Raw genomic sequence first — 20,270 nt, forward strand, 5'->3', positions numbered from 1 at the left:
GGACGAAAAAAACCCGCCGGAGGCGGGTTGGGAAAACGTTAGAGGGTTTCAATTCGCAGCTGCGTACTCTTCCGCAACAGTTAAAACTCTATTTACATCGTAGTAATAGGAGAAACATTGCTCGAATGAAAAAATACCGTTTTTGGCACAATATTCTACTACCTGAGCATCTTGATTTTTCTCCACCAAGGACTTCATAACAATAGTAGAAAGAAGTGAAACCACGCTATCACCGAAAATATCGTTATGACCACTGATAAATGATTCAGGCACTGAAATAAAATCAATCGGATCAGTTAGCGAACACGGAAATGAATCGACTCCAAACTTATCATTATCACTAGAGCACCTATCCTCTAGCTTCCAATCAGCAAGGCTGCCTTTTTTTAGCGTGTAATAGCTATTTGAGAACTTATTGACCTCATTAGCAATCATGGCGGAATTGTTAGCAGGTTCAACCGCCATAGCGGCCATAGCCGCCATAACTGTATGAGGCCGTATAACCTCAACTGCCTGAAGTGATTTTAGCTCGACCTTTTCCAGATCTGCGTCACTCATAACGCTGGTAGTAAACATCCCATAATTACCAACTGTCTGCGAATCCAGATCTTTCTCCGAAATAACATAATCACGACCTTGGTAACGCCGATGTATATCCACCTGACTCGTCCTCACATCTATCCCCATCTTCTGCCCAATGGGGAAAGCAAAGTTAGTAGGCCAGTCAGCTCTGGAGCTAACGACGTACATTACCGAGGGTACTGTCTTTCCCATAGCGCCAATCTTCATACTGTGCTCTTTCAACAGTAACGCCTGATTGGCCTCAATTGCAGGATTAAGCAAAACCACACCATCACCGAATGACTTGGTTTGTTCCCCCCGTTCTATCGCCATCATTTTACTTAGCAATGTATCATGCAACGCTGTGAGGGTTATTGCGGCACCAAAGCTGTGCCCAATAGTTAACATGAAGTTCTTTGGCTTTGCAGCCGCAATATGCTCAAGATTCAGAAAGAGCTCGTTAACCCCCCCTCTTCCTACCTGTTCGGCAGTGGCTTTTCGATCCCAGAAGGTCAAACCTTCCAGTTCAAGCCCATGAAAACTCATCCCTCTCCAACCTACGTACACACCAATAAGCTTTTTGCCTTTAGCAGCATCTGACTTGACTATACGGGCAAGGGCTTTATTAAAGCTCTTGACATTTTCATCTTCTGAAGATGCATTATGTCTCCATCCATGAACGAATACAACTAAGGCTATATCCTCCTTATCCGACGCCGCCTTGATCCTTTTCAACAGGGCGCTTGTCTGCGTCGGATTAAAATCATGACCTCTCTCGGAAAACTCAAAAAAGGCAATATCATAACCATCATTTATTTCATACGGTTTCCCGCAACCACTTGAATGTTCGCAACCTGAAGACTCATCCATCCGAAAGGGTGAGTTACCAACACAACCACACAAGAACGCTGCAAGCACCAGCATCAAATACTTCATAGACATCTCCCCTTTTCATAGTAAGTTGCACTCCCTTCAAAACTCGATATGCACCGGCACCGACTAGCGAAAGCCAAGACGGTTTGGTGCATTGGTTTTGTTCAGGACAAAAGGAGCATGGGTGACGTTTCAGAATTCGTCCACCCGACAGAGAGGGAAATATTTTAGTAAAGCCAATAGTTTGACATCACAAAAACAAGTCGTTGATTAACAGAGTTATTATTGCGCTGAGCCAATCAAGAAAGCCTTGAACAAAGCCTCCCCCTCACTTGCCTCATGCTCTTCAATTTCATGTTCATCGGACTCTGACCGCCACTTCGGTAACAAATCCAGCGCCGTGATCTTCGCCCCCTGAGCCTGAAACGCCGATGCCGCAATGATCGAAGCCTGGATATCGCCCCGCGCATCACTCAATGGCGAATCGCGGTTGTAGGCCATCCATAGCAGCAACTCCTCGGCGCTCATGTGCTCGCGAAGGTCCTGCAGAGTCATGCCCAGGCGGAGGGCCAGGGTCAGCATAAATGCCAGCTCTGGCTCCTCCGTCAGACGTTTCCCGCTATGTCCACCGGATCGGAGGACTCGGCGCCGATCTCGACGCCGCTCAGCTCAAAGGCTTTGCCCACCAGCCGGTCATGAACGGGGCTGAAGGCTTCGGCGATCTCCGGTACGTCGTCGTCCTCAAACACACGGAGGCGCTTTTCATCGAACAGCGTCCGGGCCAGGACAAAGGCGTAAAGCGTGGACGATGAAAACTCTACTGCGGGCTCAGTCGTCTCTTCGTTATCGCCTGTCGCATGTTGCGGGCTGAGCCCGGCATCAATACGCGCCTGTTCTACCAGCTCAACGGCACGGCGCCGGTACTCAAGCCAGTCACCAGCACTTAGCGCGCGGACGGTGACCTTGGCGTCGAGCCATTCCGGGACCGTTACTACTTCGTGCTTGAAGTTGCGCAGCGGGTCCAGGGCCAGAGTGCGCAAACTCGATTCAGCGACCTTTGCTCTGCTCATGGCTGCCCCCTCCTACCGGTGGAATAATTGGTACCGTAAACGTAACTGAACCGGTGATGCGAACGTTGAAAGTGCCATTTACCGTACCGTTGGGCGCGGCGTCCCAAGTGAACTGGGTGACCAAACCGAGGAAAGTGGATTTGCTACCATCGACGAATTCCGATTTGAAGGCACGCGGATCACCATCGTCCCGAGCAGCCCGCAACACGGTCTGCGCCTCATCGTCGGCCTTCCAGTTGCCGCTCATGGTGAAGGTACCGTTGTCCGCCAGACCGACCGTAAATTCCTTGGCTTCGCTAGCCAGGGTGGTGACCTCAATTTCGTCGGACTGACCGCCCTGAAACTGCGGCTGCTTGATGGTCACCGACAGGTCGGCCCATTCGATAGTGGCGTCAGTGGGATCGAGGGTTGTGGCCTTGGAGACGCCGAGCTGCGTGCCCTGCGTCTTGACGAACTTGGCCTGGGTTGCCGTTTGCTTTGGCATAGAGCCTCCTATGGTTGTAGCGTGAATTCCCAGCTCACCCGGTGCAGCCGGGTGTCTGATTCGTAGTCATCCGCAAGCCGCTGGGCATGGCCTACGGTAAAGCCGGGGCCGGGTTCGGCCATGGCTTCAAACACCTGCCCGCCAAGCTCGATGGCCTGGAGCTTGGTATCGGCCCAGCAGTCCACCTGCAGCGTGGCCTGCTCGGAGCCGTCCCAACCAGACAGCACCCAGCCAGTGACGGTACCGGCGCCCAGCCAGGTGATGCGCGGGGTACCGGCACCCTCTGGGGCTATTTCCGGGTACACGCGACCGCCCGCCAGCGCCCCGAGGCGTGCAGCAATTGCAATTTCGATCATGAGAGTTATCCGATAATGGCGCTGTCGATGCCCTGGACCAGCTTCTCGCGGACACGCTGCTCGATCTGAGACAAGCTGCCGTCCCAGGTGGGGCGAATGAACGGATGCGCGCGCATATTCGAGGTGCCCAGTTCGAGAAACTTCCAGTAGAAGGGAGCGGCATATTCGGTTTTCAGTCGTTTGCCCGGGCGGCTTTTACGCTTGAGCGGCCGCGTTGTCTTGCCGCTGGGCTTTTTGACCCGAATGCCGGCCGTAGCGCCGCCGGGGGTTTCGCTCTGCCGGGCACGGGTGACCGTGATGTTCTTCTGCAGCTTGCGAGTCCGCACCGGCGCCGCCTGCCGGACTTTGTCCCGGGCCAGTCGCGCACCAGCCATGACTGCATCTCGAACAATCTTGTCACCAGTCGCCTTGGCCAGCCGTTCGAAGTCAGCCTTGAGATCGTCCAGGCCGAGCAGTTGAATGGAAATCTCAGCCATGGGCTTTCACCGTCTTGCACATCATCTGCAGTTGATTCAAGGACCGACTGAGCAACGGCGCTACCACCTCGAAAGTATCTGAGCCGTAAGTCACCCGCATGCCAGCGAGGACAGCCAGAGGCCGCGAGTAGATCTCGACAGTGATTTCCGATTGCTCCTGAGAGGCCGACAGCCACGTACGTCCGCTGACAGCCCTGATCTCACCCCAGAACTTGCGCACCTCTACCCAGCGGGTTTGTTCGCCGTTCAGGGCATCGTTGGCGCGCTCGGCGCGATACAGGGCGCAACGCTGATTCAACTTGCCTGCACGCATATCAGAACCTCGGCGGCACGGTGATATCGGCCAGCAACGAATCGAGAAATGAATCAGGCAATGCCGACAGGTTTGGGCCTGAGATCAACGTTTCCCGAAACTCGTGCGCGGTGGCCGCATGCATCAACAGCCAACAGCGCACGCCGGGGTAGCGTTCAAGATCCGTCCCCGCGCGATAGCGGATCAGCAATTCTCCGACCGGACGCCCGGCTGGAAAGTACAAACGCGTTTCACGCCCCTCCTCCTGAAGGCGAGTCACGACCTCCAAAGACTGCGGAGTCCCATCGTCAGCAATATGCGAGATGTCGATAATCTCGTTGGCCTGCCCCATGTCCAACGCATGGCCGGAGCAACGAGACGGCGGCCAGCGCTCTTCATATTCAGCGGTACGGATCGCCGCGCCCGACAGAACCTCACCCTGCTGAGTGACCCCGGGAATGATCACGGTCTCGATCAGTTCCGCTTGCAGATCCTCGACGTCCAGCCGACATTGCCGCGCGACCTCCTCCAGGGTGAGCACCGGATCACCGGTATACGCAATCCTGCGCGCCATGGTCAGGGTTTCTCGTCATCGTCAGCTGTATCGACTTTTACCAAGGGCAAGTCTGGCTTGCTCTCCAGCGGCTTCGTTGCTGGTCTTGGCGGTCGTTTGCCTTTCTTGCCTGTCTCCTCGGCATAAGCAGCATCGATCAATGCGGTAGCGGTGGCATCGCTAAAACCGGCGGTTTCGCCCGCCGCGTAGCCACGCCAGTTTTTGGCGAAGGTAACAATGGTCTTGCTCATGATTGTTCTCGGTGAAGTGGCAGAGAAGCCCGGCAGGCCGGGCCATGCGTTGGCTTACAGGCCTTTGCCCCAGACCACGTCGGTCAGTACGGCGATGGATTCAACGTGGCGTGGGCCGAAGTCATGCTTGGCGATCACCCGCACCAGGGTCTGGTCGCGCTGGAAGGCGCTGACGACATTGCCGTTGGCGTCCTTGTAAGTCGCCTCCTTGCTGAAATCGATGACCATGGCGTCGTCCTCACCGATAAAGCAGTCGGCAAAATCAGCGAAGTAGATTTCCGAGGCATCACCATCGTTGCCCAGGTTGATCGGCACCTGAGTAGTGGTCGCCACCGGAAAGCCTTTGAGCAGATTCAGATCCAGCTCCGGATATGCCTTGTTGCCGTTGCCGTCACGCAGAGCAGCTAGCCAGCGTTTGGTACGCGGCGCCATGATGAAGCCGGGCATCTGGATACCGGAGTTGGCCTCTTCCAGGCGAAGAATGATCGACGACAGAGCCATTTCAACGATGTGCAGCTCCTTGTCGGGAGGGCAGATAATTACGTTGAAATCCGGCGCCCAGAAACGCAGGCCCTTGGGCAGGTTGCCGGTACCGGCGCCGCGAATGAACGACAGATCCTCGGCCAGGGCCACCGAAGCGGTCAGATCATTGACCACCAGCCGATCCACGTTAGGGTTGGTGCCGGAATAACTGAGCAGGTCGTTGCTGATGGGCACCAGTGCCGCCAGTTTCTTGGCCGACAGCTTCAGGTCGTCGAACTGGACATCGGTCACCGGCATATCTTCATCGGTGCCGATATAGCCCACCACCGCACCGCCCTTGATCCGGGGCACGGTGAGATTGCCGTTGAGCAACGGCAGGGACACCGCACCCAGCTTGCGCACCACCGACTTGGGTCGCAGCAATTCGATAACCTCGCTGGAAAAACTCTGGGGCACCAGCACACCGCCTGCCCCTGGTGTCACGGTGCTGAGCGCCATGGCGATGGCCGGGTCGTAACCCGAGTCATGAGCCAGCTTGGCAGCCGCGTGCTGATCGCCACGGGAAGCCGCCAGCACTCGCGCCATGCGTGCCATGTTCGCGCCGGGAATCGGCTTGTCAGTAAACGGGCCGCTGATACGGCTGCCATTCGGCGGGCTGGCAATGCCCTGAGCGCTTTCGTCCACCGGCACAGCGCTCTCAGTGGCGATGCGTTCGGCCACCTCGGCGCGGCTGAGCTTATCGGTCAGCACGTTGAAATCGACGCCGAGCTGTTCGAACTGTTTCAGCTGCTCGGCATTGAGCGCACCGCCCTCGCCTTCGATACGGGCCAGCGCCTGGATCTGCTCGTTGAGTTTCGCGCGTTCGCTACGCAATTGGGTCACTAGGGACATGCTGCCTCCTGGGCGAAAAAAAACCGCCAATTGGCGGTCGAGATGTACTGCCGCGAACGCGGTCAGAGTCGGGATTGAATGGCGAAGGCCGAAGCCTGTACGCGGATACGTTGTCGGCTTTGCTCGTTGCCGTGGCGCTGCTGCCGGTTGAGGCTCACGGCCCGGGCTATGTTGTCCACGGCCTGCTGCGGCGCCTCCAGACGGTCTGCCAAGCCGATCTCGATAGCTTTGGCACCGCGATAACAGGCCGCTTCGGTGGCGATGATTTCCACCACGTCACGGTTGCGGTAATCGGCTACCTGGGTGGTAAACATCTGGTAGCTCTCCTGCACGATCTCTGTGAGCACCTGCAGCGATTGCTCGTTGATAGGTTCGTGGGGGCTGAGATCGTTCTTGTGCGCCCCGGCGAATACTGTGGTGACCTTGACGCCCATACCTTCGGCCATTTTCGAGCGGTCCATATGGCTGCCGATCACGCCGATAGAACCGATGCCCGATGTCTGGCTGACTACCACCTCGGTGCATGCCGCCGCGATCAGGTAGCCGCCGGAATACGCCATGAAATTCACCAGGCCGGTAATCGGCTTGATCCGAGTCGCGGCGCGGATATCGGCGGCCAGCTCGAATGCCCCCACGGCGCTGCCGCCGGGGCTGTCGATATCGAGAACGATATGTTCGACCATGGGATCAGCTACCGCCCTGTTCAGGGCGCGACGCAGATCCTCATAGCTGGTCATGGTTTCACACGCCGCCAAGTGGCTGCCGCGACTGACCAACACGCCGCTGACCGGGATTACATCGGTACCCGATTTCGCAATGGCCGCGCGACGCTGCTCTTCCCGGCGGCCTGCCAGGCTTTCGCGGTCATCGTCGTCGAACATCATCTGCGCGCCGCTGAAGCCATTGGTGTGCAGATTGATGATGTTCAGGCTCATGGTCTGATTGGCCCAACGCACGGCCAGATCGAGCATGTCCGGCGTGGTCAGCAGCGGCTGGTTGAACAGCAGGCTGGCAGCCCGTAGATGGTGTTTCATGCGGCAAGCATCCTCAGGATATCGTCACGCTGCTGCTCCAGCTGAGCGCGCACGTCTGGGTTGTTGGGGTCCGGAATGACTTTGGTCACGTCAGTCATGTTCAAGGGCTGCAGGTAGCTGTCGCCGCTGGCCACAGGCGGCATGTTCTCCAGGCGACGAATGTCGTTGATCGACAGCCAGCCCCATTGCCGCCCGACGGCATAGGCGTCATAGCGGCTCTTCTGATCGCCGCGCAGCAAGCCCGAGAGGTTGAATTCGATGAAGTATTCCTTACGCTCGGCGGGCAGCAGAAAGTCGCGCATCATGGCCTGCTCGTGTCGCTTCACCCATGGCATCAGCGCAAAGATCACGTACTGGATCAGCAACTGTTCCAGGCTGTTGTAGCTGGCCTTCTCCAAGTCGTTGACCATGTGCGGCGGGATCTTGTAGATCCGCGCGATGTCGATGCCGGTGGCCTTGAGGATGCCCAGCAGCTCGGCGTCCACGTTGTTCATGGACACGGGCTTGAAGGTCATGCCCTCCTGCAGCATCGCGACTTTCTTGGCGTTATCGATCCCGGCGAATTTCTCGCCCCACTGATCCAGGATGCGATCAATGCTCGCCCTATCCTTGATCGGCGGCGCCTCCTTGGGCCGTTCGATCACACCGCTGACGGCCGTACCGTTGGCAAAAGACTTGCCCGCGTATTGCCGCACCGCCTGGGCCAGACCCACCGCGTCGGCATGCAGCTCGATCGGCGACAAACCGGTGTAGTGATTCTTGGTGTGCCAGCGCACATGGTGAATCAAGCGCATGGGCAATGGATCGTGCCCGCCGATGCGGTAACAGGGCAGCATGTCTGCACCCTTGAGCACCTGCACCTTGTCATTGTGCAGCGGGTAAAGCCCTTTCACGGCGCCACTGTCGGTGCGTTCGATAAAGCTGAACGCATTGCCGCGCATTCCCGCCGCCAGCTGGGAATGCTCGCGGTACTCGTAGGGTGTCTGCCACGGATTAGGCTGATAGCGCAGCACGTCGTACAGCGGATGGTGAATCGCCTGCTCGCGCTTGCCCTCCCCCAGCCGCCGGTACATCTCCAGTGGCAACTGGGCGACACTCTCGGCCAGCAGCGTCACGCAGTTCTGAAAGACCGTCAGGGCCAACGCGCTATCGGGCGTAACCATGACGCCCGCTGCAGCCCGGCCGGAACCGATCAGGCTTTGCCAGAAGCCGGTCTTGCCATCCGAAACCAGACCTTCGTCCGCACTCAGGAGTTTGCTAAAAAACATACTCACCCACCTCCTGGCTTGGGTCTGTGCTGCAGCCGGGCGGACGCACGATCCGCCAGAAATGCCCAGCCTAAAAGACAGATACCGGCAGTGATGCAAGCCGTTGGCACATGTATCAGGGCGACTCCACCAATCAACAGGCCGAAGCCCAAGGCGCCAACCAGCCATGCCGCGAAAGCGATTAACGTCATATCCCGACCCCTTCTTCGTAAATGGATTTGCTGTTGCCGCCCGCTGATACCGAACCGCTGATGCCGGTGGCCATGATGGCCGCGACAATGCCGTCGATCCGGCCAGTGGCTTTGGACTTGTCGGCCTTGCGATTATTGGCGGCGTCGCTGGTCGTCACCGCATTACTGGCGCACCAGGTCATGACCGGGTTGCCGTCATGGCGCAGGGTTTCGATGGTCTGCTGCGGTACATCTCCGACCAATTGGCCGCCCTCTGATCCGGTATCGACGACCTCGGCAGGCGGGCTTTCCATGCCCAATAACCGCCGCTCGAACTCATCCACCGCAGGCCCCATGGACTTGGTGCCCTGACGAAAGCCGACCATGGTGGGCAACGTGATGTCGTGTTCACTCATCAACTGCACCAAATCCTCGATTCGCCAGCTGTCGTAGGCAATCTTGCGCACATCGAAGTAGCCGCAGATGGTCTGCAAACGGCGTAGTACATGGAGCTTGCTGATCGCCCGGCCCGGCGTTGTCTCCAGATCGCGGGTCTTGATCCATACCGAGTACGGCACCTTGTCACGCCGCTCGCGCTCTTCCAGCTCGTGGTCGGGGATCCAGAAGTACGGCAGCAGTCGCCAGTGCGGATCCTCATACGTCGGATAAAACAGCAGCACGAAGGCCGTCAGGTCAGTGGTGCTGGCCAGATCGAGGCCACCGACGCAGGCGCGGTTGCGCAGCATCGACATGGGCACGCGCTGGCTGGCCTGGCTCCAGATCTCCCAGGAGATCCACGGCGAGGTCGCTTGGGTCCACTCGCAGAAATTCAAGCGACGTACCACCGATTCCTTGCTCGGCATTCCGCGTGCGTCATCGACCTGCTCGCGCAGGTACTGCCGCCCAGGAATCCCATCGGTCTGGCCTTCGAGAATGAAGTCCAGGCTCGGGTTGACCTTGGCCCAGCAGCTTTCGTCCTTGAACGGGTCGTCGCGCTTGTCCAGGCTGCAGATGAAGGCGAAAAACGCATCGTTCTCCACCTCTCCCTTACAAATCCGCGAGCCCAGCTCGTGGTGGTCCCAGCAAACACTGTTTTTGTCCGAACCACTGTTGGTGATCATCACGATCAGCGCCTGACGGCGGCTTTTGGTACCGGCGCGCACCATGTTCACGACGTTTGCATTGCGGTGCTCGTGGATCTCGTCCAGCAGCGCCACGTGGGGTCGCGGGCCGGACTGGCCGTCGTCCGCGCTGATGGATTTGAAAAACGAGTTTGTGCTGGGATAGAACAGGTTCCAGACCTTTTCATCCCGGCCCGACATCACGACGCGACTGGTCAACGACGGCGATTGCTTGACCATCGCCACCGCATCGCGGAACAAGATCATCGCCTGATCGCGCTTGGTCGCAGCGGCATATACCTCGGCGCGAGCCTCGTTATCGGCGACCAGCCCAAGCAGGCCAATGCCAGCGGCGAGCGGGCTTTTGCCAGAGCCTTTGGCAGTCTCGATAAATGCGGTACGGAAGCGCCGGTAACCATTGGCGCGCTTCCAGCCGAACAGGCTACCGACGATAAACGCCTGCCAGGGTGCCAACACAAACGGCATGCCTTCAAACTCGCCGCCGTTCAGGCACAGCACATCTTCGAAAAAGCCAATGGCGAACCGGGCAGCAGCGGGATCCCACACCAGCCCGCGCTCCGGGCCAAGTTTGAGGTCACGCAAGTGGCGTCGGGCGGCATTGCGTACATCAGGACCGGCGACAATCTGCTTCTTGTTGACCGCTTTGGCGAAATCCGTGGCCCGGTCCGGCTCAACTGAAGTACTTGGCGGCGGCGTCTCGTGGCTCATGGGGGAACAGCTCACCTTGCGGCGGCGCCGTGACTTTCAAGTTGCGCCGGGTCAACGGCGAGAATCCGAACAGCGCGCCAGCGGCGTTCGCGCGTTTTTCCGCGTCGTTGGCCAATTGGCGCAAGACCGAGATCTGTTTCGCGCCGGTGGCGAAGGTCTGCACGTCGCCCTTGTCATCCTGGGCGGCATTGGCCTCGGCGATCTTGCGCCGAAAGCGGATCCAGTCCGCAGCGGCTTCGCAGTAACTGGCCAGCGCCATCATGTCGAGTTTGGAAATCAGACCCAGCAGGATCAGATCCGGCACCAGGCGCTGCCACTCGACGATGGCCTCGGGTGTGAGGCAGTCAGGCATCGGTGGCGCTTCGGCCGGAATCGCAGGTGTTTTCAGTTCGTCGAGCAAAGCATCGACGTTTTTCTTGCTCCGGTTGCCGTTGAGCAAATGCAGCGTGGCAGGCAAGCCAGGGCGACCGGAATTGGCATTGCCGGACATGAATCCTCCTTGAATTTTGAACAGCACAAACCCCATCCTCGATACCCCCGCCCCCTCATTTTTCCCGCATTTTGCGAGCCTAGGGGGGACATCGGTCTAGACGAAATTTGCGAAAAACTTTGAATACCCCCCTGCCCTGCAGCTTCGGGGGCGTCTCGACAGCACCATTTTGGTGCGACCCCTCATCGATTCCAGTGGTGCCAAGGATCCACCGGCCGACCGCCCAGATCGCACCCCGCCTCGCGCCCGGACTTCTCCAGGCGCTGCTTGTAGGAGTTGTGGCAGGGGCCACAGAGCGACTGCCAGTTGCGGCGATCCCAGAACAGCTCCATGTCTCCGCGATGGGGGATGATGTGGTCGACGATGCAGGCCGCTTCCACGATCCCGCCTTGGTGGCAGCGAGCACAGAGTGGGTGCTTGCGGAGCCAGCCTTCGCGGGCTTTTTGCCAGCGGTAGTTGTAGGGGGAGCCCTGATTGTGCGACTTATTACCTACAGCCACGAACATCCCTCAACCTCGCCACTATCGAGATGCCCATGTCTGATCCCAACTCCGCGATTGCCAAAGTCATCACCACCAGCACTACCTTCGTCGACAAAGCAGTTGAGTTTCGGCATTTCATGTTGCTGAGCTCATTTATATTGGCGCTCGATTCATGCCTGGTGATTTTCTATCAAAAGAACTTGCTGCAATCCTTCGGGAGCCTTGACAGCCCCGAGGTCAATGCAGCGGCCGCGCTGGTGTTCCTCGGGATATTTGCGTTTCTCATGGCATTATTTTTCCCAGTCCTACGTCACGTATCATTGTTTATCGTCTCGATGATTCGTCAGCAATTCTCACCTACGAAAGAGGACATAAATCACAATCTGCGTGACGCTACTATTGTTCGCCATAAGGCGCTGATCGATAGGGACAAGCTAATCATTGATCAGCTCGACAAGCAGGAGGAGACGAAGAACGATCATAGGACCAACATGAATATCGGATTCGGCCTGGTATTGATGTTCGTTATCAATATGCTAGTCCTCGGCAACGACGATCTGCAATCACTTACCCAGACCGCACAGACGCTGCTGTACAGCTTGAAGGGTTTTTGGATTACGGCTCTGATCAGGGGTACCTTTGGAACATTCAACTTATTCTTGTTGGCAATGTTCGCCATGTCTCTCACGCCTGACACTGATGATAAGTTCTACCTCCCCGAATCGAGTGAGGAGATGACTGCTCGGCAGGAAAGGGAGAAAAAAATGCTGAGTTCTAAAGGCCATTATCTGGGCTAATCGCCATATGCTGACACGGCTTGAATGCTCTTCAAGCCGGTCAACCCGCTCCGGGAGGCCCCCTACGAGCCGCTCTCCGGTTCAATCCCAACCGCCTAGCCGCCCACCGTTCATACAGCCCGATGGCAACGTCCGCCCCTGCCATTGCAGTCAAACACCCTAACGCGCCCGCCATCAACATCGACGCCCCCGCAGCGACCAATAACATCATGCTGGTCAATCCGCAGACAACACAGGCGCCCGATCGAAGGGCCAGGCGCCTGATGAGTGGCCAACCGCGTATACCGTCTTTGTCAGCCCTCCACATCTCTCCAGACACTCCGCCCACCAGGGCAAGGATAATTACTGTCCAGATTGGCATTTCAACCAGGGCTTGTTGCTCATCAGTCATTGCTTGCTCCTGCACTCAGGCCCATCTGTTCGCGGGCATATCGGTCGAATATCATCAGTTCCTTTCGATCAAGGAGCTGTGATGATTACTCTGGCTAGCGGATTTCAAATTGTGGCGGCGATAGGGTCGGTGGTTTTCACTTATGTGAGGCTCACACATGCCCAACGGGCTGAAGCAAAAACGCTTTTGTACCGTGGGACAGCGGTCCTATCAGCAATAGCCGTGGGATTGGCGTCAATCACGAACGTCATTGGATTTGGAATCAGTGACGCGCCGCTAACACGGCACGATGTGCTTTGGCTGCTCCTGAACATTTGGAACGCCATCGCTTATGCCGGTTGTGGCATTGGTCTGGCAGCGTATTGGTATGGCCAAAACCAAAAAGCCAAAGCAGTCTCAGAAAACCAGCAGCCCGCGAACGAGCCATAAAAAAACCGGCCCATTGGGCCGGTCTGTTTTTGCGCTTTTCGCTGTCGCACCTATCGAAGATGGGTACTTTTTACAGGTGGATTTTCCTGGCATCAAGCCTGTTTTGACGCCACCCATGAATAGGTGTGTTACGCCTAGGCAATGTCGGTGAATACACCCCTTCGGCAATAGCGCCAAAGGCGCTGTCCTACTGACCCATACTCACTGCAAGTCGATGGGTCAGTGCAGAGCCCCTGAGTACAAGGCTCTGCCCCACTGTCCTATCTATTAATAAGTTCTCCACATGTAGAGATATATAAATACACGCTAGCGCGGTGCGCGCGTGTGTACGGGCATGTGACACACGCATATGTGCGCGAGGTTTTTGGCTGGGACGGTGGGACACGTACGTATTGCGCGGCTTGTAGCTGACCCACGACGTGAATCGACTTGGGTCAACCGGGACAATAGCCGGCCGCCACGGGCCAAAAGATAACGCATCAAGCCACCTTTCTCATCAGCAGCGCTGCTATGCACTCATGCGCCTCATGCAGCCGCTGATAGTACGTCTTGAGACTGCATCTGCAGAACCTCAGCTTCTGGGTGAGATTACTATCGTGATTGCAGTAATGCTCGCACACCACGACGCTGAGACGCGCATCCAGGTGCTTGTTCACGATCAATTCGATATCAGCAGACTCATCGAGCAAAACCCGGCTTCCTCGTGTCCCCCTGATCAGCTCGCCTTTATACTCCATCAACATCGCAATCATATTCCCGCTCCCTGACAGCATTTCATGATCGCTGTGCAGGTCCTCGGCCCAGAGCTTGAGCATTTCATCGATACGCTTAATCAAAGCACGGCTCCTCAACTTCATTTCGCTTCAGCGGGCCTGCGCCGCCCCAGCCTTCAGGGCGCTTGTAAGCCCATGGCCGCTTGCCGCTTTTGAATAGCGCAGGCAAGCGAACACGCCTCCAGCCCAGCCGATGCATAATCGCTCCCACACGGATCTGCTCCGGCTTGCCCCAGTGACCGTAATCCAGCTTCAGTGCCTGGCTCAGAAGCTCACTGCCCGTCGTGGTCTCGCCGATCTGTGATTCCTCCAGCCAGGCAAGAATCGGCCCTTCCCACTCATCCACCACAAAGCGCTCTTCCTGCGCAGCGGTGAACAAAGGCGCTTCGTCACGATTGACCCACCAGCGGTCGCCCGCTTCAAAACAAAACACTGCTTCGGCCAACAATTGATCACGGATCTCCCGCAGCCTATCGAGATTGATTGAGGTGCACGCAACCGGCCAATAACGGCGGTTACCAGTAGCGTCCTTCAGGTATTCATCCTGATTGGTCGTGCCAACAAAAACACACTGGCGTGGCACGTCGCAGGTTCTGCGCCCATAGCTTTCGCGATAGGTGTCCACTGACGCAGAGAAGAACTGCTTGGCCTTGGTGGTATCTGCCTTGTTGAAGCTGTCCAGCTCGCCCAGTTCGACAATCCATTTGCCCCGAATCGCCTGAAAGGCATCCTTGTCCCCAAGGTTGAACGGGGTGTCCATAAACCACTTGCCGCCGATGATGCTCAAGGCTGTGGACTTGCCCGCCCCCTGCCCACCCTCCAGGATCATTACCGCGTCAGCTTTGCAACCGGGCTCCATCGCTCGTGCTACAGCAGAAATCAACCAACGTTTGCCGACCTTGGCTGAATATTCGTTGGCGGCAACGCCCAGGGTTTCAGTCAACCAGGTGTCCAATCGCGGAACGCGATCCCACTCCAGGCGGCTCAGGTAATCCTGCACGGGGTGGAAGCGGTGATCATGGGCGACCACACTGACCGCCTCCATAACGCTGGATGATTTGACGCGGAAGTTGTAATACTGGGCCAACCACTTCATCACGCGCACATCGTCTATGTCAGCCCATTCGCCAGTGTCACCACCGTAGGGCGCAGCTCTGAGCTTGACGATCTTGGAACTGAAGGCGCAGTAGTTGATGACACCACCCCAGCGTTCATCGTTACCCAAGATCAACTCTACGTTCTGCATATGCGGGATCAGACTGCCGCCTTCCGTTCGGGCCAACTGATTCTTCCAGCCTCCGGCAGCAGGCGGCCTCACCAACGCCATGACTTGCCGACGTACTGCTTCGAGTCCTTCGTGACAGTGCAGATCGTTGAAGTCAGTCCACTTGTCTTCCCGCTCGCTAGTGAAAATTGGCCCCACAACCTGGCCGCCCACGACAAGCGCGGCATTACCGCCCTTCTCTTCACCAGGGTTCCAAGGCTCGCCGTTAGGCCGCTTGGTTTTCCAATCATCATCACGACAGATAATCAAAGGTCTGCCGGGGAAACGATCGCGCATCACTTTGGCAACCGACAGCAAATTGCCTGCGTCAAAAGCAATGGCAACCGCAGCCGATGTCGCCATGTGCAAGCTAGCCCCCGTCGCATACCCCTCACAGATCAGCAGCGGTTCTCCTGGTTCGGGGTCCGGACCAATCAGGTGAAACGCGCCATCCTTTGACAGGCCGTATGGCCAATAGGATTTATCCCGGCCGGTATTCTCCTGTACGCACGGGAAGATCACCTGCAGACCGACAATCTGGTCGCGGACATTGCTCATTGGAACAAGGACGGCTCCTGATCGAGGCGCATACCGCACGCGGAAGCCAACGATCTGCTTGCGCTGCAGGTAGTCGCTTGTCCCCTTCTCCGGCATGCGCTGGAACAACCCGGCTGCTCGCGCAGCTGCTCTTCGCGCACGATTCGCTGCGACGTCCGCAGCCCTGCGCTTGGCAGCATCCTGGCGCGCACGCATCACCTCGCGCTCTTCCGCCGTCATCCTCCCGGCCTTGACCTTGATCTTGGTGGTATCGCCTGATCGCCAGTCACCGAAGCTGCCGAAAATCAGCGTCTCGCCCTTCGCGGTCAGGTACTCATGTGCCACATACCAGCCGTTCTTTTCACTTCCTTTATCCAGTGACGTTCTGCACCGCGTCAATTTGCCGAACACCAGGGGCTGCTCGGGCTCCAGGCCGCAATCGGCAAACTGTTTCAACACGTCATCCAGCATGACCCGCTCCTTTCAGCTCCAGTTTTGTTTGGCATTGCGCACACCGCATGCAGCCCAACACGGCGAAGCGCCGCTGCCAGGGAATCAGCCCCTGGCAATCGACACAGAACCGCGTCGCCTCATCGGAGTTAGCCGGGCGGCGTGTGGCAAGGCCCAGTTCCATGTATTTCAGGGTCAGGTCATTGGCAAAGTCGGCGTGGTCAGCCATGTGCCACCTCCCACGCTGAAAAGCCTTGTTTCAATGAGGTCAGGAAGGATGCCAATCGGCCGCAATTTTCCCGGCGGCGATTAATTGCGACACGGCGGCATCGAATGACAGTACGCGCGGATTCCCGGATAAAATCGGTTCCACATTTGTCAGAGCCAAAGTTCCCGATGGCAGAGGATCGTGGCTCTCGAGCGGATCCACGATGTGCTCGCAGCCGAAGAATTCGGCCATGGTTTGAGCGAGCTGAGTTTTGCCACAACCCTGTGGTCCAACGACGATGAGTGGTTTCATTTTGTAATACCTCGTATGAGAGAGATTTTTGAAGATGTTCCAGGGAGATAGGCGTTACGCTCACCCCCTGAAACTTTTGAGCAAACAGCTGTTGCTCAAAACCTACGTCGGCTAAACCTGAACCAGGCTCGCGGGCTGATCTATTCACGGTCAGTCCCCCGAGTCGTCTGGTTCACGTAGCAGGCTCGGTTGTACATCCCGAGCAAAGCCTGAATACCGCGGAAAACCTGCTGCCGGATTTCTGCCAATTCATTGCCGCTAACCTTCCCGTCGCCTATGTGCTTCGCCCAGGTATCAGAGAGATCCGCGACCTGATGGAAGAACAAGGCGATACCCGAAGTCAGGGTTTCCGGCATGTCATCGGTGTAAGCCTCAGCCAGCTCCTGCCAGATCGTGTCGCCGACCAGTGCGTGAACGGCGTCCAGAATCCGTCGGTCCTTGGTCAATTCAAGGATCTCGCCGAACTCCTGGATATTCACGATGTGGCTCGGGTGAGTGGGCGACAGCTTGTGCTGCAGAGTGCTGACATTCCGGCCGGTGGTGACGGCGATGGCAGCAGCACCGCCGGGGTAGTCCCGTGCGGCGTGGTAGAGCGCCAGATCGAGTGGCAAAACTTCCCGTTTCGCCCGATCAACGCAGTTCAGAGCTGTTCGGCTCATGGCATTAATCCTTGCATGTTGCCAGTGCCGCGCGGAATGCAGTGGTGGTACATTTGCCGCGTGGCTGAGAGGCCCAATACGCCGGTCAGATTCTCAAGATCGAAACCGGCACCGTGCCGGGGCGAACACTCCGTTGTTCATCCCTGGCGCAACAGCTGCCCTATCTGTGGTGGAGACGGCAGCAACTCAGGGTCATCCGTGATCCTGAAAAGCGCGATGAAAGGAAACGTCTGTACGTGGTGTGCTCCCGCTTCCTTCGTCGCGACCCGGCAGCACTGTGGTGGTGTGTGTCGGGGGAACTGGGCGGCCTATTGGTCGCCTTTTTTCTAGCTATGCCGCCGAACGTTTTGATTTCTCCTCAGTTAGACCGAAATGTTCCAGAACCTCGGCGAGCGAGACATAGCCTTCGCTTTGGCTCGCCAACGCTTTGATCAGCGGAACACTTGGGTTTTTGCTCGCATATTTCACGTGCAACCTCAGGTAATTAACTGCGATCGAGCAGCGCGCGGCGTACTCGATCAGAGCTTCCGGATTCAGCATGTCTATGTATTCGCGCAATTTCATGTGTGTCCCCTAATCGAAGCTAAATGTTAACCGTAAAGGTTAATAAAAACAATACCAAAAAGGACATTCACCCTAAAGGTTAACCACGCCAGAATCAGCACATGAATATTTCCAGCACTCGCCTCCGTAATTTTCGTCACATCCTGGCCGAACGAAAGCTCCGCCTCACAGACATTGCCGATCGTTTAGGGAAGGCTCCGGCGCAGGTGAGCGCATTTGGAGGGAAAAACCCTACAAAAGGTATTGGAAACAAAATCGCGCGGGAGATCGAATCGGTCTTGGACCTATCACCTGGTTCTCTTGATTTCCCTAATGAGGGCGGCAAATCAACAAAGCAATCGGCCTGCAACGCACAAATTTTGCCTGTTCTGGATGCCATCGCTGCTACAGAGTGGTGCAAAGCCCCGTCTACACTCGATTTAAGCTCTGTAACCGAATGGCTTCAGCCGCCTGGATTGACTGCTCCGACTGCATTCGTATATCTAATTGAGGGTATAAGTATGGATCCAGTCTTCAGCGAAGGCGACAAAATCGTCATTGATCCTTCAGCTGAAGTAGTCGCTGGTAATTACGTTGCTGTTGTGAATGAAACCACCGGAAGAATGATAGTACGACAACTAAGGCATGAAGGAGAGGAGAAATTTTTGTACGCAACTAATAACGCTTGGCCTGACAGAATTATACGAATGTCTTCCGAGTGGAAGATTTGCGGGAGAGCAAAATGGCGAATCACTAATTTATAATATAAGAAACCATCCCTAATCATCTAATCTAGAGATGGGGGCAATTTCGTTATTCCTTTGGTTCGTCCCCTTCTACATACTCAGGAAGCTTAACTTCTTTAAGCCAGGTATCCACTTCTCCGCGAGTGGCATTAGCATTTAACCTCAGCGCTTTTATAACGCTGCCTATACCACGACTGTAGGTTATTTGATCATTATCTCCACAAGCGCGGATCACATTTTCGATTTGCTGTTTAGAAAACAAGCTTGCATAGCGTATAACGGCCGAGGCTAGATTATTAGCACTAGCAAAACTTCCAGAACCAATATATTCCTCAACCACTTTACTGACAACACCATCATCTTCAATAAACGGAGAATCAATAAGCTCTTGCTTCGTTGCCTTTTTGATCCGCGATTTTACACTCGCGGCCAAATGAATGTGACCCACTAGACTTGGTATCTGATCAAACCGCTCAGAGGGAAGATCCTCAACATACGCAGACATTTTGAGCTGAACATCATCATCGAGCAGCTCCCAACAATCATTGGGTCCGATTAACAATGGTAACACCCGGTGCAACTCCCCTGCTTCGAGGCTTCTAATTATGTTGGGCAGTTTTTCAGACAAACATTCATCATAACACCCATGATACATGACCTCCACAGCACTTAACGCAGTCAGGCATCGCGAAACCTCCTTTGCGCTGCCGTGAGTTTTTAATATTTTTTTTAACAACATCACTAAGAAATTTGTTACGAGGGACTGTCTCGCCTTTAACAATGGGCCATTTTTCAGAATAATAAGCGCCCTATCCAATTCAATCGGAAAGTATTCAGAATCAACCTCAGAAAGCAATAAACCAAGAGCATATTTCCCTTGAGCCGGAGGATGCTGCAACAGATGATCTACCGCTGATCTAATATGAACTCGAGCAAGTTCCGCAGAAGGGTTGAATATCTCACTATCAGCCGTGAGTGATGGGTGAGCACACCTATTTCGATCCTGCTGAAGTCTGTCTAAATCAACAAATTCTACGTGCGATATGATTTCCAATTTATCTCTGCACTTTGTCAAAAGCTCGCGCTCAAACTTTAATGAAGAGGCAATATCATTCGCGACCCTAGCTCTTTCAAACTCAATAATTTCCGCTTCTGCCGCCTTATCTCCAGCAAGGGATAATTCTTTAAATTTATCAATAACATCAAAAGCAACAGCAATCCAAGTGGAAACAATTGCGGACCTAAACGCTCCTGACTTATAGCACGCGACTGCTTCGCGAATGTAGCTTTTAGCTTTTTTGTCTCGACATTTAAGTACCAGTTCATCAAGGTCTGCGAGAGGGGATGCCATTTGAAACTCCATTTATTGGCCGAACCAGATACAAAAGCTATTACTTCGCCACTATCGTGTCCAGCATGAAATGAAGGGAAATCGAGCCATCGACTATAAAATACCATTTTGGTAGTTTTTTATTGACTTATTAACCTCAAAGGTTATCTTTTGCTATCTCTCCACCACAGAGCGAGGCAAACCCAATGCACACCTCCGCAACCCTGCACATCCACCCGACGTGCCT

The 20,270-nt window shown here is 55.8% G+C and carries 26 protein-coding genes; 3 read left to right on the forward strand and 23 right to left on the reverse strand.

From position 1 onward, the window contains the following. Positions 1 to 48: 48 nt before the first annotated feature. The 15 genes from M2401_RS05520 to M2401_RS05590 all read right to left on the reverse strand — a co-directional run bounded on the left by M2401_RS05520 (position 49) and on the right by M2401_RS05590 (position 11,602). The gene (locus M2401_RS05520) at positions 49 to 1,497 is read right to left on the reverse strand and encodes a hypothetical protein (protein ID WP_259100555.1); all 1,449 of its coding nucleotides are present in this window, start codon (positions 1,495 to 1,497) and stop codon (positions 49 to 51) included. 219 nt (positions 1,498 to 1,716) lie between these two features. After that, positions 1,717 to 2,016 (reverse strand): hypothetical protein, encoded by a 300-nt coding sequence (locus M2401_RS05525; RefSeq protein WP_259100556.1) that lies wholly within the window; start codon positions 2,014 to 2,016, stop codon positions 1,717 to 1,719. A 23-nt stretch (positions 2,017 to 2,039) separates the two neighbouring features. Further along, positions 2,040 to 2,504 (reverse strand): phage tail assembly chaperone, encoded by a 465-nt coding sequence (locus tag M2401_RS05530; RefSeq protein ID WP_259100557.1) that lies wholly within the window; start codon positions 2,502 to 2,504, stop codon positions 2,040 to 2,042. Next, positions 2,482 to 2,988 carry a phage tail tube protein gene (locus M2401_RS05535; RefSeq protein WP_259100558.1) on the reverse strand — a complete coding sequence of 169 codons (507 nt, stop codon included), beginning with the start codon at positions 2,986 to 2,988 and terminating at the stop codon, positions 2,482 to 2,484. Before M2401_RS05535 ends, M2401_RS05530 begins: the two co-directional genes overlap by 23 nt. Positions 2,989 to 2,996: 8 nt before the next feature. After that, on the reverse strand, positions 2,997 to 3,344 hold the full coding sequence (locus M2401_RS05540) for a DUF3168 domain-containing protein (protein WP_259100560.1): 348 nt from the start codon (positions 3,342 to 3,344) through the stop codon (positions 2,997 to 2,999). Between the two features lie 5 nt (positions 3,345 to 3,349). Beyond that, positions 3,350 to 3,820, reverse strand: coding sequence for an HK97-gp10 family putative phage morphogenesis protein (locus M2401_RS05545; protein ID WP_259100562.1), 471 nt, complete (start codon positions 3,818 to 3,820; stop codon positions 3,350 to 3,352). Beyond that, positions 3,813 to 4,133 (reverse strand): phage head closure protein, encoded by a 321-nt coding sequence (locus tag M2401_RS05550; protein WP_259100564.1) that lies wholly within the window; start codon positions 4,131 to 4,133, stop codon positions 3,813 to 3,815. Before M2401_RS05550 ends, M2401_RS05545 begins: the two co-directional genes overlap by 8 nt. A 1-nt stretch (position 4,134) precedes the next feature. Further along, on the reverse strand, positions 4,135 to 4,686 hold the full coding sequence (locus M2401_RS05555; RefSeq protein ID WP_259100566.1) for a hypothetical protein: 552 nt from the start codon (positions 4,684 to 4,686) through the stop codon (positions 4,135 to 4,137). 2 nt (positions 4,687 to 4,688) lie between these two features. Next, entirely contained in the window at positions 4,689 to 4,916 is a 228-nt protein-coding gene (locus M2401_RS05560; RefSeq protein WP_259100568.1) for a hypothetical protein, read from the reverse strand. A gap of 54 nt (positions 4,917 to 4,970) precedes the next feature. After that, positions 4,971 to 6,290, reverse strand: a complete 1,320-nt coding sequence (locus M2401_RS05565) for a phage major capsid protein (RefSeq protein ID WP_259100570.1) — start codon at positions 6,288 to 6,290, stop codon at positions 4,971 to 4,973. 62 nt (positions 6,291 to 6,352) lie between these two features. After that, positions 6,353 to 7,324 carry a S49 family peptidase gene (locus M2401_RS05570; protein WP_259100571.1) on the reverse strand — a complete coding sequence of 324 codons (972 nt, stop codon included), beginning with the start codon at positions 7,322 to 7,324 and terminating at the stop codon, positions 6,353 to 6,355. Beyond that, entirely contained in the window at positions 7,321 to 8,592 is a 1,272-nt protein-coding gene (locus tag M2401_RS05575; protein ID WP_259100832.1) for a phage portal protein, read from the reverse strand. Before M2401_RS05575 ends, M2401_RS05570 begins: the two co-directional genes overlap by 4 nt. 187 nt (positions 8,593 to 8,779) lie before the next feature. Next, positions 8,780 to 10,612: a terminase large subunit gene (locus M2401_RS05580; protein ID WP_259100572.1), complete on the reverse strand. Its 1,833-nt coding sequence runs from the start codon at positions 10,610 to 10,612 to the stop codon at positions 8,780 to 8,782. Then, the gene (locus M2401_RS05585; protein ID WP_259100573.1) at positions 10,575 to 11,102 is read right to left on the reverse strand and encodes a P27 family phage terminase small subunit; all 528 of its coding nucleotides are present in this window, start codon (positions 11,100 to 11,102) and stop codon (positions 10,575 to 10,577) included. The genes M2401_RS05580 and M2401_RS05585 overlap by 38 nt, the downstream gene beginning before the upstream one ends. A gap of 182 nt (positions 11,103 to 11,284) precedes the next feature. Next, positions 11,285 to 11,602: an HNH endonuclease gene (locus M2401_RS05590; protein WP_259100574.1), complete on the reverse strand. Its 318-nt coding sequence runs from the start codon at positions 11,600 to 11,602 to the stop codon at positions 11,285 to 11,287. A 35-nt stretch (positions 11,603 to 11,637) separates the two neighbouring features. On the opposite strand from M2401_RS05590, the gene M2401_RS05595 reads away from it, so the two are divergent. Next, positions 11,638 to 12,381 carry a hypothetical protein gene (locus M2401_RS05595; RefSeq protein WP_259100575.1) on the forward strand — a complete coding sequence of 248 codons (744 nt, stop codon included), beginning with the start codon at positions 11,638 to 11,640 and terminating at the stop codon, positions 12,379 to 12,381. A gap of 40 nt (positions 12,382 to 12,421) precedes the next feature. Here M2401_RS05595 and M2401_RS05600 read toward each other — a convergent pair whose 3' ends face one another. Continuing rightward, the gene (locus tag M2401_RS05600) at positions 12,422 to 12,772 is read right to left on the reverse strand and encodes a phage holin family protein (protein ID WP_259100576.1); all 351 of its coding nucleotides are present in this window, start codon (positions 12,770 to 12,772) and stop codon (positions 12,422 to 12,424) included. A gap of 81 nt (positions 12,773 to 12,853) precedes the next feature. On the opposite strand from M2401_RS05600, the gene M2401_RS05605 reads away from it, so the two are divergent. Further along, complete coding sequence (locus M2401_RS05605; RefSeq protein ID WP_259100578.1) at positions 12,854 to 13,201, forward strand: hypothetical protein; 348 nt, start codon at positions 12,854 to 12,856, stop codon at positions 13,199 to 13,201. Between the two features lie 479 nt (positions 13,202 to 13,680). Here M2401_RS05605 and M2401_RS05610 read toward each other — a convergent pair whose 3' ends face one another. The 6 genes from M2401_RS05610 to M2401_RS05635 all read right to left on the reverse strand — a co-directional run bounded on the left by M2401_RS05610 (position 13,681) and on the right by M2401_RS05635 (position 17,968). Then, a complete protein-coding gene (locus M2401_RS05610) occupies positions 13,681 to 14,037 on the reverse strand; it encodes a hypothetical protein (protein WP_259100579.1) in 357 nt (118 codons plus the stop codon). Continuing rightward, positions 14,030 to 16,246: a VapE domain-containing protein gene (locus M2401_RS05615; RefSeq protein WP_259100580.1), complete on the reverse strand. Its 2,217-nt coding sequence runs from the start codon at positions 16,244 to 16,246 to the stop codon at positions 14,030 to 14,032. The genes M2401_RS05610 and M2401_RS05615 overlap by 8 nt, the downstream gene beginning before the upstream one ends. Continuing rightward, a complete protein-coding gene (locus M2401_RS05620) occupies positions 16,236 to 16,454 on the reverse strand; it encodes a TraR/DksA family transcriptional regulator (RefSeq protein WP_259100581.1) in 219 nt (72 codons plus the stop codon). Before M2401_RS05620 ends, M2401_RS05615 begins: the two co-directional genes overlap by 11 nt. A 39-nt stretch (positions 16,455 to 16,493) precedes the next feature. Further along, on the reverse strand, positions 16,494 to 16,745 hold the full coding sequence (locus M2401_RS05625) for an ATP-binding protein (RefSeq protein ID WP_259100582.1): 252 nt from the start codon (positions 16,743 to 16,745) through the stop codon (positions 16,494 to 16,496). 140 nt (positions 16,746 to 16,885) lie between these two features. Continuing rightward, a complete protein-coding gene (locus tag M2401_RS05630; RefSeq protein WP_259100583.1) occupies positions 16,886 to 17,404 on the reverse strand; it encodes a phage regulatory CII family protein in 519 nt (172 codons plus the stop codon). A 330-nt stretch (positions 17,405 to 17,734) separates the two neighbouring features. Then, a complete protein-coding gene (locus tag M2401_RS05635; protein ID WP_259100584.1) occupies positions 17,735 to 17,968 on the reverse strand; it encodes a hypothetical protein in 234 nt (77 codons plus the stop codon). 101 nt (positions 17,969 to 18,069) lie between these two features. On the opposite strand from M2401_RS05635, the gene M2401_RS05640 reads away from it, so the two are divergent. After that, positions 18,070 to 18,711: a S24 family peptidase gene (locus tag M2401_RS05640; RefSeq protein WP_259100585.1), complete on the forward strand. Its 642-nt coding sequence runs from the start codon at positions 18,070 to 18,072 to the stop codon at positions 18,709 to 18,711. 49 nt (positions 18,712 to 18,760) lie between these two features. Here the strand turns inward: M2401_RS05640 and M2401_RS05645 are convergent, their stop codons facing one another. Continuing rightward, positions 18,761 to 20,044, reverse strand: coding sequence for a hypothetical protein (locus M2401_RS05645; RefSeq protein WP_259100586.1), 1,284 nt, complete (start codon positions 20,042 to 20,044; stop codon positions 18,761 to 18,763). Between the last annotated feature and the right edge of the window lie 226 nt (positions 20,045 to 20,270).

Origin of the sequence: Pseudomonas sp. JUb42 (assembly GCF_024807945.1) — a bacterium.
Lineage (GTDB): Bacteria > Pseudomonadota > Gammaproteobacteria > Pseudomonadales > Pseudomonadaceae > Aquipseudomonas.

Bases quoted from the DNA above. Each gene is read 5' to 3' on its own strand.
- M2401_RS05520 (WP_259100555.1), bottom strand. From the start codon at position 1,497: ATGAAGTATTTGATGCTGGTGCTTGCAGCGTTCTTGTGTGGTTGTGTT.
- M2401_RS05525 (WP_259100556.1), bottom strand. From the start codon at position 2,016: ATGCTGACCCTGGCCCTCCGCCTGGGCATGACTCTGCAGGACCTTCGC.
- M2401_RS05530 (WP_259100557.1), bottom strand. From the start codon at position 2,504: ATGAGCAGAGCAAAGGTCGCTGAATCGAGTTTGCGCACTCTGGCCCTG.
- M2401_RS05535 (WP_259100558.1), bottom strand. From the start codon at position 2,988: ATGCCAAAGCAAACGGCAACCCAGGCCAAGTTCGTCAAGACGCAGGGC.
- M2401_RS05540 (WP_259100560.1), bottom strand. From the start codon at position 3,344: ATGATCGAAATTGCAATTGCTGCACGCCTCGGGGCGCTGGCGGGCGGT.
- M2401_RS05545 (WP_259100562.1), bottom strand. From the start codon at position 3,820: ATGGCTGAGATTTCCATTCAACTGCTCGGCCTGGACGATCTCAAGGCT.
- M2401_RS05550 (WP_259100564.1), bottom strand. From the start codon at position 4,133: ATGCGTGCAGGCAAGTTGAATCAGCGTTGCGCCCTGTATCGCGCCGAG.
- M2401_RS05555 (WP_259100566.1), bottom strand. From the start codon at position 4,686: ATGGCGCGCAGGATTGCGTATACCGGTGATCCGGTGCTCACCCTGGAG.
- M2401_RS05560 (WP_259100568.1), bottom strand. From the start codon at position 4,916: ATGAGCAAGACCATTGTTACCTTCGCCAAAAACTGGCGTGGCTACGCG.
- M2401_RS05565 (WP_259100570.1), bottom strand. From the start codon at position 6,290: ATGTCCCTAGTGACCCAATTGCGTAGCGAACGCGCGAAACTCAACGAG.
- M2401_RS05570 (WP_259100571.1), bottom strand. From the start codon at position 7,324: ATGAAACACCATCTACGGGCTGCCAGCCTGCTGTTCAACCAGCCGCTG.
- M2401_RS05575 (WP_259100832.1), bottom strand. From the start codon at position 8,592: ATGTTTTTTAGCAAACTCCTGAGTGCGGACGAAGGTCTGGTTTCGGAT.
- M2401_RS05580 (WP_259100572.1), bottom strand. From the start codon at position 10,612: ATGAGCCACGAGACGCCGCCGCCAAGTACTTCAGTTGAGCCGGACCGG.
- M2401_RS05585 (WP_259100573.1), bottom strand. From the start codon at position 11,102: ATGTCCGGCAATGCCAATTCCGGTCGCCCTGGCTTGCCTGCCACGCTG.
- M2401_RS05595 (WP_259100575.1), top strand. From the start codon at position 11,638: ATGTCTGATCCCAACTCCGCGATTGCCAAAGTCATCACCACCAGCACT.
- M2401_RS05600 (WP_259100576.1), bottom strand. From the start codon at position 12,772: ATGACTGATGAGCAACAAGCCCTGGTTGAAATGCCAATCTGGACAGTA.
- M2401_RS05605 (WP_259100578.1), top strand. From the start codon at position 12,854: ATGATTACTCTGGCTAGCGGATTTCAAATTGTGGCGGCGATAGGGTCG.
- M2401_RS05615 (WP_259100580.1), bottom strand. From the start codon at position 16,246: ATGCTGGATGACGTGTTGAAACAGTTTGCCGATTGCGGCCTGGAGCCC.
- M2401_RS05620 (WP_259100581.1), bottom strand. From the start codon at position 16,454: ATGGCTGACCACGCCGACTTTGCCAATGACCTGACCCTGAAATACATG.
- M2401_RS05625 (WP_259100582.1), bottom strand. From the start codon at position 16,745: ATGAAACCACTCATCGTCGTTGGACCACAGGGTTGTGGCAAAACTCAG.
- M2401_RS05630 (WP_259100583.1), bottom strand. From the start codon at position 17,404: ATGAGCCGAACAGCTCTGAACTGCGTTGATCGGGCGAAACGGGAAGTT.
- M2401_RS05635 (WP_259100584.1), bottom strand. From the start codon at position 17,968: ATGAAATTGCGCGAATACATAGACATGCTGAATCCGGAAGCTCTGATC.
- M2401_RS05640 (WP_259100585.1), top strand. From the start codon at position 18,070: ATGAATATTTCCAGCACTCGCCTCCGTAATTTTCGTCACATCCTGGCC.
- M2401_RS05645 (WP_259100586.1), bottom strand. From the start codon at position 20,044: ATGGCATCCCCTCTCGCAGACCTTGATGAACTGGTACTTAAATGTCGA.